We start from the raw sequence: 12,992 nt of genomic DNA, 5'->3' as shown, positions 1-12,992 counted from the left end.
GCTAAGGACCATGAGCGTAAGCAGCGCAGCCGGTCGACGACCGGCTGCGCTTTACATCGCGTCTGACTGACTCAGTTTGCGCAGTTCCGCGTGGCGCGACTGGCTCAACTCTTCGCGCAGTGCTTCGACGAAATACGCCGGCGCCGTGGCAAGCACGCGTTGCAGCAGATCGCAGGCCTCTTCGATGCGCCCCTGTTCCGCCAGCACGGATGCCCAGCTGCACTGCCCGCGGTAATCGCCTTTTTCAGCGGAACGACGATACAGCTCGCGGGCGCGCTCCGCGTCGGGCGCCGTCTCCCAGCCATGTTCGTGATACTGACCGAGAAAATGCATGGCGCGGCCGTGCCCTGCTTCCGCTGCCTGTGTGAACCACTTGAAGGCTGCGGTGCGATCCGCGCGAACGCCGCGACCGTTGGCCAGTACGTGGGCGTAGTTGTACATGCCCCAGTCCAGGCCGTGTTCCGCGGACTCGCGATACCACACGGCCGCCAACTCGTAGTCGGCGCTGCCGCCCCAGCCGTTCTCCAGGCAACGGCCCAGCATATTCATCGCCATCGCTTCGCCTTGATGGGCGGCATGCTGGAACCAGTAACGAGCTTCTGCACCGTTGCGTTCGCAGCCGATGCCTTCGAGGTACATCTGTCCGAGCGCCAGTTGCGATGCGCGGTCGCCCGCGATCGCCTGCACACGCAGCATGGCAAAGGCGCGCGAAGGATCGCTCCTCAGCAGCTGCGGAAATTCATCGGTGACACCGCCCTGTCGGTGACTCATGTCTGTGACCACGTGCGCAGCAGGTTGTGATAGATGCCGGTCAGCCGCAGCACATCAGCCTGCGGCGCCGACGACACACTCAGACTCTGGATGGACACGTCCAGTTCCAGCAGCAGGCGACGCTGCGCTTCGTCGCGCACCAGGCTTTGGATCCACAGGAAGGCGGCGAGGCGTTCGCCCCGCGTGACCGACTCGATGCGATGCGGGCTGCTGGCGGGATACAAGATCATGTCGCCCGCGGCAAGCTTCACCGTATGCGAGCCGTAGGTGTCTTCGATGATCAGGTCGCCGCCGTCGTACTGGTCGGGTTCGTTGAGAAACAGCGTGGCGGACAAATCCGTGCGCAACGCCTCGCCCGTGCCGTCATGGCGCGCGTGGCGAATGGCGTTGTCGACGCGCAGCCCGGCCGGCTGCTCGCCGACATGGCGATGGAATAGCGGCGGAAAAATATGGCGCGGCAGGGCGCCCGCAAAAAACGTAGTGTTGCGCGACAACGCGGCAAGCACCAACGCCCCCAACTCCTTCGTGGCGACGCCGGCTTCGGGAAGCTGGCGATTGCTCGGCGCCAACACGGCGGGATGATCCTCAGTGAGCTGGCCATCGTCCCAAAGCGTTTCGACGAGCCGCCGCCGGCACTCGGCGAGCTCGTCGGCGTTCAACACTTCGGGCACGTGAAGCAGCATCGCGTTTTCCTGACCTAAACTTTGCAGGCGCGCCCGCATGCCGGACGCGCCCCCGTCAACATCGACACGACCGTATCAGAAACTGAAGTTCGCCGTGAGCAGTCCGGCCCGGCCCGCCGCCACCGACGCGTAATGCGAAGCGTAAGCTTTGTCGAAGTAGTAGCGATTCGTAAGGTTCTGCACGTTGAGCTGGAGCGATAGATGGCGATTCACCGCGTACGAGACCATCGCGTCAAAACGCGTGTACGCCGGCACCCATTTCGTGTTCGCCGTATTGCCGTACACCTTGCTCTGGTAATACGCGCCACCACCCACGCTCCACTGCGAACCGATCGCATAAGTACTCCACAGCGTGAAGCTGTTCTTGGGCGTGTTGGGAAACACGTTGCCCTGGCTGGCCGCATCGGCCGGCGCCGTCTTCACCAGTTCGCTGTCGAGATAGGTGTAGCCGCCGTAGACGTTCCAGCGCTCCGTGAGCTGGCCGCTGAAGCCGAGCTCCAGGCCATCCACGCGTTGTTCGCCAGCGTTGATCTGCGGGCTGCCGCGGCCGCCGCTGGCTACGCGGGCATTGCTCTTCTCGCTGCGGAATAGTGCTGCGGTAAGCGACAGGCGTTGGTCAAGCACATCCCACTTGGTGCCGAGCTCGATATTGCGGCTGCTCTCGGGTTTGAGGTCCTGGTTGGTGATGGCGATGCCGTCCGCGCCATCGCCCGCATCCACGCCCGGCGGATTGGACGACGTGCCCCACGACACGTACACGCTGCCGTTCGCTGCCGGCTTGTAGACCACGCCGAGCTGGTAGTTCCAGAAGTTCGAATCGTTACTGACTTTGCTCACCGCGCCCGTCGTGGTGGTCGTGGTGGTGGAGCGCGTGCTGAAGCTGTCGAAGCGCACGCCGCCGTTCACCGACCACTGCGGGTTGAAGGTCATGGTGTCGAACGCCCAGGCCGAGCGCGTGTCGGTGACGATGCGCGTGGGGTTCTGGCCGCCGATGATCAGGCCGTTGAATGGATCGTTCGGCGTCGGATGCCGGGCGCTGGTGCACCAGTAGTTGGACGGCGCGCCAATGCCGTACTTGCTGCTGCAGGCGCCATTGACGATGGAGCCGGTGTTGTGGGTATCGCTGGCGTTCTTCGCCGGATCGACCAGATAGGCCGTGCGCTGCGTCTTCTCGCTGCTCAGCTCGATGCCGGCGGCCACGCTGTGCTTTAACGAACCGGTTTCGAACTCGCCGGTGAGATCGGTCTGGTTGGTGATATTGGTGGTGCTGCTGTTGCGGTTGTTGTTACGGCGCCACACGCCGCCGTTGAGCAGGAAGTTGCCCTGGCTGTCGTCTGGCTGGGTCCAGATGTAGTCGTTGGTGGAACGCGCGTAGACCGTGGCGTTGCGCAGCAGCCAGCCGTCACCAAAGTCGTGCTTCACCAGCACGGTGCCGACGTCGTTGCTCTGCTTCTGGAAGTCGCGGTCCAGCCAGCCGTAATACGTGCCACGCGGCACCGAGTACGGACGGCCGTCGCCGTTGAGGCTGACGTATGGGCTGGTGGCGGCAAACGGGTTGTTGTAAGGAATGCCGCTGTCGGGCGTGTCGTCACTCTGCAGGTGGTAATAGCTCAGCGTGACGCTGGTGGCCGAACGCAGGCCAAATGTCACCGACGGCGCGATGCCCCAACGCGACATGTCCGAGCCGTTGCGTCCGGCCACGTCATTGCTGTGGCCCATCACGTTGACGCGCAGGGCCGAGTCGGCGCCGATCAGCTGGTTCCAGTCCACCGTGCCGCGATAGTAGTTGTCGGTGCCCACGCCTGCCGTGGCGCGCACGAAGTTATCCGCCTTGGGTACCTTGGTGACGAGGTTGATGCTGCCGCCGACGCCGCCGCGTCCGCTATAGGCCGAACTCGGGCCCTTGAGCACTTCGACCTGGTCGATATCGAAGATTTCGCGCGACTGCGAGCCGGAGCTGCGCACGCCATCGATGAACACCGAGCTTTCCGAATCGAAGCCGCGGATGATCGGACGATCGCCATTGGGATTGCCGCCCTCGCCCGCGCCAAAGGTGATGCCGGGCACCTGGCGCAGCACGTCGAGCAGCGAGGTCGCCGCCGTCTGCTGGATGATGGCCTGCGGCACCACCGTGACCGAGCGCGGGGTATCGAGCAAGGGCGCGGTGAACTTGGGCGAGGTGGTGTTGACCACGGTGGACTGCACTTTCACGCCGTCGAGATTCTGGGCGTCCTGCGGATCGGCCTTAGGCTTGGCTTCTGCCGGCGCTTCGCCGGCGGCCATCGCGGACGTCGACGCCAGCGCCAGGCCAAGGGCGCTGGCCATCAGGCGGATAGGCGGATTGGCCGATGCGGCCACGAAACGCTTGGGGGTCATGCTCGGTCCTTCGCACAGGCAAACGCCGGCCGCCGTGGATCCAGGCAGCCGTATCACCGACGGGTTGAGGGGAAAGAGAGCGAGGCGCGCCGTTCGGCGCCGGCCAGATCGCATGATCTTACGTTAACAATATTGAGAATGATTCGCAATAGCTTGTGGCCCGCCCGCCCCGCAACCACCGGCCGCCCGCCGCGAGTCACTCGATCTCCGTGTCGAATCGGTCAGCCGAAACGCATCGAGTGCGCCGCTTCACATCCGCACATACGCCATCCGATAAGCATCCTCTGGCCTAGCGGAAAACCACGGCGACCCTGTTAGCCTTTCGCCGCCTGCAACGGTTGGTGCAACCACGCCTGCCGCTGAGCGCATGCATCAACCAGGGGGCTGCACGTTCGTTCTCTAACGGGTGATCCATCGGATAACCTGAGGGTCGAATCGACGCCTCGCCAACGGACAGCGGAACAACGGCATGCAAAATCTGGAAGACACCAAGCTCGCCATTATTGGACTCGGCTATGTGGGCCTGCCGCTGGCAGTGGAATTTGGCAAGCATTACGACACCGTCGGCTTCGACATCAACCAGCGCCGCATCGATGATCTGAGCGCCGGCATCGACCACACGCTGGAAGTAAACAGCGAGGAGCTGGCGCAATCGCCGCGACTTCGTTTCAGCTCGCAGCTGGCGGATCTCGCGCACTGCAATGTCTACATCGTCACCGTGCCCACGCCGATCGATTCGGCCAAGCGTCCCGATCTGACCCCGCTGATCCGCGCCAGCGAGACGCTGGCCAAGGTGCTCAAGCGCGGCGACATCGTGGTGTACGAGTCCACGGTGTATCCGGGCTGCACCGAGGAAGTCTGCGTGCCGCTGCTGGCAAAGGGCTCCGGGCTGGTATTCAACCAGGACTTTTTTGCGGGCTACAGCCCTGAGCGCATCAATCCGGGCGACAAGCAGCATCGCGTGACCAGCATCCTCAAGGTCACCTCGGGGTCCACGCCGGAAACGGCCGACTTCGTGGATCAGCTATACGGTTCGATCATCACCGCCGGCACGCACAAGGCCAGTTCGCTCAAGGTGGCCGAAGCGGCCAAGGTGATCGAGAACACGCAGCGCGACCTCAATATCGCGCTGGTCAACGACTTGTCCATCCTGTTCAACAAGCTGGGCATCGACACGCTGGAAGTGCTGCAGGCCGCCGGCACCAAGTGGAACTTCCTGCCGTTCCGCCCTGGCCTGGTGGGCGGCCATTGCATCAGTGTCGATCCCTACTACCTCACGCACAAGGCACAGGAAGTCGGCCACCATCCGGACGTGATCCTTGCCGGCCGCCGCACCAACGACAGCATGGGCCCGTACGTGGCCAGCGAAGTGATACGCCTGATGGTGCGCAAAGGCATCAATCCGGTGCGCGCCCGCATCCTGGTGCTGGGCCTCGCCTTCAAGGAAAACTGCCCTGACCTGCGCAATACGCGCGTGGTCGACATCGTGCAGGCCTTGCGCGGCTATAACGCCGACGTCGACGTGCACGATCCCTGGGTCAATGTGGCCGAGGCCGAACACGAATACGCACTCAAACCCATCGAAGCGCCGAATAACGGCGACTACGACGCGGTAATCATTGCTGTGGGCCATCGCCAGTTCACCGCCCTGGGCGCCACCGGCATCCGTGCGTTCGGCAAGTCGTCGTCGGTGGTGTATGACGTGAAGTACGTGTTGCCGCGAGAAGCGGTCGACGGTCGTCTCTAAGGAAGAGCATCATGAAAGTGCTGGTAACGGGTACAGCAGGCTTCATCGGATCCCATGTCGCACAGCGTCTGCTGGAGCGCGGCGACGAGGTGGTGGGCCTGGACAACCTCAACGACTACTACGACGTCACCCTGAAGAAGGCGCGACTTGCGCGCTTTGCCGACCATTCGGGCTATACGCATATCCAGGCCGACCTCGCCGATCGCGCGGCGATGGAACAAGCCTTTGCCGTACACCGGCCGCAACGCGTGGTGCATCTGGCCGCGCAGGCCGGCGTGCGTTACGCGGCAGAGAATCCGCACGTTTACATCAGCAGCAATGTCACCGGTTTCCTGCACGTGCTGGAAGGATGCCGCCACCATGGCGTAGAGCACTTGGTATTCGCTTCCACCAGTTCGGTGTACGGCGCAAACACGGCCATGCCGTTCTCCGAGCACAAGTCGGCCGAGCATCCGCTGACGCTTTACGCCGCCAGCAAGAAAGCGAACGAGCAGATGGCACACAGCTATGCGCATCTGTATGGCATACCCAGCACGGGACTGCGCTTTTTCACGGTGTACGGGCCATGGGGGCGACCGGATATGGCGCTGTTTCTTTTTACGCGCGCCATCCTTGCCGGCGAGCCGATCCGCGTGTTCAACCACGGCAGGCACAAGCGCAGCTTCACTTATGTGGACGACATCGTCGAAGGCGTGATCCGCACGCTGGACAAAGTGCCGCCGATCGACGAGCTCTGGAACAGCAACCAGCCCGACCCGGCCACCAGCGGCGTTGCGCCGTATCGCCTGTTCAACATCGGCAACGAGCGACCGGTGGAGTTGCTGCAGTACATCGAAGTGCTTGAAGCATGCCTTGGCCGAAAGGCCATCATGGAGATGCTTCCGCTGCAGCCGGGCGACGTGCCGGACACCGAAGCGGATGTAACGGACCTGATACAGACCGTTGGCTATAGGCCGCAGGTGTCGGTAGAAACTGGGGTAGCCAACTTTGTACGCTGGTACCGCGAGTACTATCGCGTGTGATCGACTAAGGCCGCCAACAGTCCGGAGCGACTGCGCGTTGCGCCACGGACCAGATCCACGAATAACACCGTTGTGAAGAACGTGGATTCCTAGGGGGTTGGTGTGATCATCGACTACTTGAGCGACGTGCATCCCGAGGATGTCGAAGCGGATCTGTGCATCGTCGGCGCCGGCGCTGCGGGCATCGCCATCGCTCATAGTTTCATTGGGACGTCCGTACGGGTCTGCCTGCTCGAGAGTGGCGGCATGGGCGCCGAACAGCGCAACCAGGCTTTGTGCGAGGGTAGCTCGGCCGGCCATCTCGACTTCGACCCCAGCACCTCGCGCATGCGGGTATTCGGCGGCAGTTGCAATCTGTGGGGCGGCGGTTGCATCACGCTGAGCAGCGATGACCTCAAGCCACGCGACTGGGTGCCCGACAGCGGCTGGCCGATCGGATACGACGAGCTCGAACCGTATTACGCACGCGCCCTCTCCTTCTGCCAGCTCGGCGATATCGGCTTCACCGAAGGCACGTTCACGGCGCCGACGGCGCGACCGGTGCTGCCCTTCGACGACGACAAGCTGGTCAATCAGCTGTTTGCGCGCAGCGGCATCCTGTTTGGCGATGCCTACCGCGACGTGCTCGAGGACGCGCCGAACATCCTGGTGCTGCTGCACGCCAACCTGATGGAACTGATGCCGTCGCAGGATGGGGTGCGTGTACGGGAGGCGGCCATCGGTTCGCTCGGCGGTCAGCGCAGCAAAGTGCGCGCCCGCCACTACGTGCTCGCCTCCGGCGGTATCGAGAACGCGCGCCTGCTGTTGCTTTCCAACTCAGTGGTGCCCGAAGGCCTGGGCAACCAGCGCGACGTGGTCGGCCGCTATTTCATGGATCATCCGAGCGGCACGCTTGGCACCTTGACGGCCGACCATTCGCATCGCGTCACCGCGCCCTACGAACGCCTGCACGGCAAGAACGCGCCCATGGCATTTCCGGAGATCGCGCTGTCGCCCGACTACCAGCGCTCTCAGCGCGTACTCAATGGTCGCGTGCATCCGTTCGGTGTGGAAGGTCCGCTGCCGCGAGGTATCCGCGCCCTGCGGGAGCTGCGTTCCATCAAGCGCAAGCCGATGCAGGACGAAAACTCGCAACTGGAGGCTCTGCTGTCCTCGGCGCTGCGCAATGCGCCGGCGGCGGAAGTCGTCGCCGCGCCGAGCAACATCGGCCTGACGGCCTTGAAGCTGGGCCTGGGCATCGGCGACATCGCCAAGGCCATGGTCCACAAGCTCACCGACCGGCCCGCGGTGCGCAACAGTCACGTCGAACTGGTCGGCTATTTCGAGCAGGCACCCAATCGGGAAAGTCGCATCACGCTGGGCGACGAAACCGATGCGCTGGGCCAGCGCAAGGTCTGCGTGGACTGGCGACTCACGTCGCTGGACCTTTATACCTATCGCACATCGGCCAGCTTGTTCGGCAACGAACTGGCCCGTTTGTGCAACGGCCATTTCGAACTGGCGCCCTGGCTCGCCGACCAGCACACCAAACCCGAGGTCCACGGGACCGCGCATCATATCGGCACCACGCGGATGTCCGACGACCCCGGCAAGGGTGTGGTCAATCGGGACTGCAAAGTGCATGGCATGGACAACCTGCACATCGCGGGAAGCTCGGTCTTCCCCACCGGGGGCTGGGCCTTTCCCACCTTCACCATCGTGGCCCTCAGCCTCAGGCTCGCGGACGAACTGCGCGCGCTGCTGATAGCCGGCATCCTCTAAGGGACGAGACAACGGAATGCACGCGAGCATGCTTCGCCAGGCAACCTTTTCACGCTTCACGCATCGCGTCGCGGCGTCGCTGCGCGCCTGCCGGTTCGCACCACCAAGTGCGGACGAGGCACGCGTCATCGTATTCGACAGCGCACCGTGGTGGCAGTTGCGCAACGAAGCGGCCAGCCTGCTGTCACCGCCGGAGGCGGCGCGCGCCGTGCGCTTTCGTCACGCGCTGGACCAGGACACTTACACCATTGCGCATGCCTACTGGCGGGTGGCGCTAGGCATCACGCTCAACATCGATCCCGCCCTGGTGGAGTTGGCGCGCTCACCCAACGGGCAGCCCTTGCTGCCCGGCACCGGCCTAGTCACCAGCCTGAGCCACAGCGGCACCATGGTGGCGGTGGCGATAGCACAGGGCGCAGCGGTCGGGGTGGATATCGAAGGGTTTCCGCCGCGGACCAATCTGCATGACATCGCGGGCGTGCTGTGCACCCCGGCAGAAGCGGCGGCGATCGCCACACTGGAGGGCGAGGCACGCACACGCGCGCTGCTCGAGCTGTGGACGCGCAAGGAAGCCCTGCTGAAGGCATTTGGCGTAGGTCTGCGTGTGCCGCCGTCCTCGATCGACGCCGCCATCGGCGTCGGCATTGCGCCGCCCATCGGTATGACCGACGTGCCTCCCTGCCGTCTCTCACCCTTGGCTATGCCGGTTGGCTGGGTGGGTGCGCTTGCGCTCGCCGACGACATCGCGCGCCATTCGCTGCACCAGGTGTGACTCTCTTTTTCGCCTTGTTTTCGTGGGCTTTGCCGTGCGTGCACGGCCGGATGTAACACCGCTGAGACAGCCGAACAGGCTGTGCCTTCGCTCCTCCGTAAGTTGCATCGACACCCGAGAGTGCGCCGCGATAGCCTCCTCATTGCGCCACGGGACGTGGCCATACTCGGGGACGTAGGGGGATCGGATGCTTCGTTTTCTGCGCCGGCAATCGATGCGTTGGCTAGCCTTGCTCGGCATCTGCGAGCTGATGTTGCTGGCCATGTCGCTGACGCTTGCCACATACATCCGTTACGCACACAACGCGGACGAATTGGCCGAGTTCACCGTGCATTTGCCCGAGCGCTCGCTGGTGTTCGCCGGCATCCTGGTGATCGGCATGATTGCGCTGGGCCAGTACCAGGCGCATATCCGCATGACGCGCTTCGGCCTGCTCGCACGCCAGTTTGTGGCCTTCGTGCTGGGCGGCATCCTGCTGGTCGTCGGTTACTACGTGGTGCCGCAGGCCTATGTCGGCCGCGGCGTGCTGGCCATCGCACTGCTGCTGGGCTTCATCCTGGTGCTTGGCATCCGCATGCTGTTCCTGCAGCTGGTGGAAGTGGAGGCGCTGAAGCGCCGCGTGCTGATTCTTGGCGCCGGCCATCGTGCGGCGCAGATCCACAACCAGATGCGCCGCCGCACCGATCGCCGTGGTTTCTGCGTGGTGGGCTATGTGCCGCGCATCGACGAAACGGTAGCGGTACCCGAAGATCACCTGATTCGCACCAACCTGCCGCTGCATGTGCTGGTGCTGCGCCAGCAGATCGATGAAGTCGTAGTGGGCGTCGACGACCGTCGCGGCCATATGCCGATGGACGACTTGCTGGAATGCCGCCAGATGGGCATCACCATCACCGATCTCACCTCCTTCTTCGAGCGCGAGTCCGGTCGCCTGCAGCTCACCATTCTCGACCCGTCGTGGCTGGTGTTTTCCGGCGGCTTCAACGCCACGCCGCTGCGTCAGCTGAGCAAGCGTTGTTTTGACCTTGGCGCGGCAGCACTGCTGTTGCTGCTGTGCTGGCCGTTGATGCTGCTGGAAGCGCTGGCGATCACCATCGAATCCGGGGCGGGCCAGCCCATCCTCTATCGCCAGGAGCGCGTGGGCGCGCATGGCCGCACGTTCCTCCTGTTGAAATTCCGCAGCATGCGCACCGATGCCGAACGCGATGGCATTGCACGCTGGGCCGCGAAGAACGACGACCGGGTGACCCGCGTCGGCCGCATCAGCCGCAAGCTGCGCATCGACGAACTGCCGCAGCTCTGGAACGTGTTCAAGGGCGACATGAGCATCGTCGGCCCACGTCCGGAGCGCCCGCAATTTGTCGCCGATCTGGCCACGCAGATCCGTTACTACAGTCTGCGCCATTGCCTGAAACCCGGCCTCGCCGGCTGGGCACAGCTCAGTTATCCGTATGGCGCCACCGTCGAGGAAGCCGCGGAAAAGCTGAAGTACGACCTGTTCTATGTGAAGAATCACAACCTGCTGCTGGATCTGCTGATTCTTATCCAGACCGTCGAAGTGGTGCTGTTTGGCCGCGGGGCGCGTTGAGGGATGCTTTGATCTATTCCGCATGGGTGGCATGACTCCAGAGAGTTCGCAGGGCGTGAGGCGTGGCGCAGCCCAGGCTGGCCGCCTGGGCAAGACGCGCATCGCGCCCTGCGGACTCTCTGGAGATCACCCGCAGGGCCGGCTCTGCCGGTGACGCCCATGTGGAATAGATCAGAGCATCCCCGGACCGCACGGGCCGCCGGGTGGTGGAGGCACACGATGAGATCTGACCTACCATCAGATCGCGTGTGGCAGCCGCCTGGCGACCCGTGCGGTCCAGCGTTATCGGGTGAGCGAGCTGGCCTGCGCTTCGGTGTGCAAGGGATGCAGCGGCGAGCTATGCCATTCCACCACTTCGTCGCGATCGAAGCGGATCCACGACGGACCGTATTCCCACAGATCGCCATGCACGGCGAGCGGCTCGCCTTCGACCGAACGCACATCGGCGGCGGACATGCCGACGTGCAAGACGACACCCTCGGCCGCGGCGTCGTGCGACACGCTGCCGGCGCCAGCCTGCACGCTGGTGTCGTCGTCGCTGCCATCGGAGGTAGACAACGAGGCCTCATGCATGGCCCAGCCCAAGGTGCCGAGCGCCACGATCACCAACAACATGGCGAGCCGGGCGTGCGAGCGCCTGCCGCTGGCGGCCGGCTCGCTGTGCCGCGTGGCATCGGCGGCCGTCGCGGTTCGACGCGCGGCAAACGGATCGGGCATCTCGCGAACCGTGCCGGACAGGTCGCGGTTACCGGACACGGTGGTAAACGCCGAGCTTTGCGGTGCGCCTGGCAGGCGTCCGTAGCGGCGATGAAAATCCATGGCTGCGCCGTACTGCGCATTGAGCCGCTGCAGGCGCGATGCCATGCGCGCGTCGGCAGGGCGCCCGGCGTGGCGGTCGGGATGCATCGCCCCGACATGCCGCCGGTACGCCTGCTTCAACTCGTCCAGCCCGCAACCGGGATTCAAACCCAGTCGCCGGTACAGGTCGAGAAAATCGGTCTCGTGCGTCACCACTGTCCCCAACCATGGCGCCTGACTATCGTTGCGCGAGGACTGCGTGTGGCTCGCGCCGGTCACCTTGTCGCGTCGTTTGGCCGTCCATTCGACAGGTGACCCCGAGCTTGACACGACCTATCACGAATCACAATATCAATCCAATGCGACAGGAGAATGCACCCATGCACGCAGGTTTCTCCTTGTTATCCCCGCGTGCGCGCCCCGCGCGCGCGGCTCTGCTGGCGATGCTTCTGGTCGTCGCCCTGCCCGCCTGGGCCACCCTCGACGATGTGGTGTCGACCATGCAGCACCCGCCCGCGCTTGGCGCACACACCATGCTCAACCAGTCCGAAGGTGACGGCAGCTCGCCGGCTGTTACCTCGGCGATACACACGCAGGATGTCGGCAGCTCGCTGTTGGTGCTGGTGGCCGGCCACGCGGACAACGACGCCGAGCCCACCGACAGTTATGCCAATACCTGGAAACGGGTGGGCGATGCGGTCACGTACAACGGCTACGACGGTCGCTTCAATGCGCGCGCCTATATCGCCATCGGCGCCCATGGCGGCAAACGCCATACCGTTCAGGTGCTCAAGGCGGGCTCGCCGAACGGCGAAATCACCATACCGTTCATCGAAATCGTCCAGGCCGGCAAGCTGCAGGACGTCGCGCAGAATTACCCCACGCCCGGCGTGACCGCCCGCGCGGCCAACAAGCTCACGCGTGCGTGGCAAGGCATGACCGGCAGTCCTGACACCACCAATACCACGCTCACCAGCGGCACGGTCACCACCACCGGGCCTGCCACCCTGGTGGCCGTGTGGCTGGGCGAGGCCTACATCTACAACATGAGCGCCGTTCCCGGCGACGGCTTCAAGGTGATCGACAGCTATCTGCACCTGCCGCCCAACAGCGGTGTGCAATGCGCGGTGGCGATCAAGCAGGTGGACAAGGCCGGTACGTATTCCGTCACCTGGAACGACTCGCCGGCACAAGGCGCCATCCTCTGGCTATTCGCCTTCCAGGCCCCCTGAAACCACGGCGATAGCACGCACCTGTAACAGGGGTGTATCACTTTTTCGGCGCAAGCATCGCTGCGCGTTTTGCCGGCCACGCGTCATCGCTGCATGGCTACCCCTAACAGCCTATTTCGTCGGGGCTGTGCGGCGTAATTGATTGCGCCCGCCCTGCTGCTTAGGGCGTATTCACACAAAAACGCCTGCGACGGAGACTAGCCCTGTTCCGATGTATCAGCGCGGTTGCATGACAAGGCAAC

The 12,992-nt window shown here is 64.0% G+C and carries 10 protein-coding genes; 6 read left to right on the top strand and 4 right to left on the bottom strand.

The window, feature by feature from the left end; translation table 11 throughout:
- Nucleotides 1-51: 51 nt before the first annotated feature.
- The 3 genes from AC1DMY_RS05845 to AC1DMY_RS05835 form a co-directional block, all read right to left on the bottom strand.
- Nucleotides 52-771, bottom strand: coding sequence for a tetratricopeptide repeat protein (locus AC1DMY_RS05845; RefSeq protein ID WP_477164035.1), 720 nt, complete (start codon nt 769-771; stop codon nt 52-54).
- Complete coding sequence (locus tag AC1DMY_RS05840; RefSeq protein WP_477164034.1) at nt 768-1,454, bottom strand: Fe2+-dependent dioxygenase; 687 nt, start codon at nt 1,452-1,454, stop codon at nt 768-770. The genes AC1DMY_RS05845 and AC1DMY_RS05840 overlap by 4 nt, the downstream gene beginning before the upstream one ends.
- 75 nt (nt 1,455-1,529) lie before the next feature.
- Nucleotides 1,530-3,830, bottom strand: coding sequence for a TonB-dependent receptor (locus AC1DMY_RS05835; RefSeq protein WP_477164033.1), 2,301 nt, complete (start codon nt 3,828-3,830; stop codon nt 1,530-1,532).
- A 469-nt stretch (nt 3,831-4,299) separates the two neighbouring features.
- Here AC1DMY_RS05835 and tviB point away from each other — a divergent pair, with 469 nt between their 5' ends.
- The 5 genes from tviB (at nt 4,300) to AC1DMY_RS05810 (ending at nt 10,720) form a co-directional block, all read left to right on the top strand.
- Nucleotides 4,300-5,577: a Vi polysaccharide biosynthesis UDP-N-acetylglucosamine C-6 dehydrogenase TviB gene (gene tviB / locus AC1DMY_RS05830; protein ID WP_477164032.1), complete on the top strand. Its 1,278-nt coding sequence runs from the start codon at nt 4,300-4,302 to the stop codon at nt 5,575-5,577.
- 11 nt (nt 5,578-5,588) lie between these two features.
- Nucleotides 5,589-6,599, top strand: a complete 1,011-nt coding sequence (locus AC1DMY_RS05825; protein ID WP_477164031.1) for an NAD-dependent epimerase — start codon at nt 5,589-5,591, stop codon at nt 6,597-6,599.
- Between the two features lie 102 nt (nt 6,600-6,701).
- Nucleotides 6,702-8,360: a GMC oxidoreductase gene (locus tag AC1DMY_RS05820; RefSeq protein WP_477164030.1), complete on the top strand. Its 1,659-nt coding sequence runs from the start codon at nt 6,702-6,704 to the stop codon at nt 8,358-8,360.
- A 28-nt stretch (nt 8,361-8,388) separates the two neighbouring features.
- The gene (locus AC1DMY_RS05815) at nt 8,389-9,132 is read left to right on the top strand and encodes a 4'-phosphopantetheinyl transferase family protein (RefSeq protein WP_477164029.1); all 744 of its coding nucleotides are present in this window, start codon (nt 8,389-8,391) and stop codon (nt 9,130-9,132) included.
- Between the two features lie 187 nt (nt 9,133-9,319).
- Nucleotides 9,320-10,720: a TIGR03013 family XrtA/PEP-CTERM system glycosyltransferase gene (locus AC1DMY_RS05810; RefSeq protein ID WP_477164028.1), complete on the top strand. Its 1,401-nt coding sequence runs from the start codon at nt 9,320-9,322 to the stop codon at nt 10,718-10,720.
- 282 nt (nt 10,721-11,002) lie between these two features.
- Here AC1DMY_RS05810 and AC1DMY_RS05805 read toward each other — a convergent pair whose 3' ends face one another.
- The gene (locus AC1DMY_RS05805) at nt 11,003-11,731 is read right to left on the bottom strand and encodes a J domain-containing protein (RefSeq protein ID WP_477164027.1); all 729 of its coding nucleotides are present in this window, start codon (nt 11,729-11,731) and stop codon (nt 11,003-11,005) included.
- 167 nt (nt 11,732-11,898) lie between these two features.
- Here AC1DMY_RS05805 and AC1DMY_RS05800 point away from each other — a divergent pair, with 167 nt between their 5' ends.
- Nucleotides 11,899-12,750 (top strand): hypothetical protein, encoded by an 852-nt coding sequence (locus AC1DMY_RS05800; RefSeq protein WP_477164026.1) that lies wholly within the window; start codon nt 11,899-11,901, stop codon nt 12,748-12,750.
- Nucleotides 12,751-12,992 lie beyond the last annotated feature (242 nt).

This window comes from Dyella sp. 01L423 (assembly GCF_056399945.1).
This window is presented reverse-complemented; position numbering and strand designations above follow the sequence as displayed.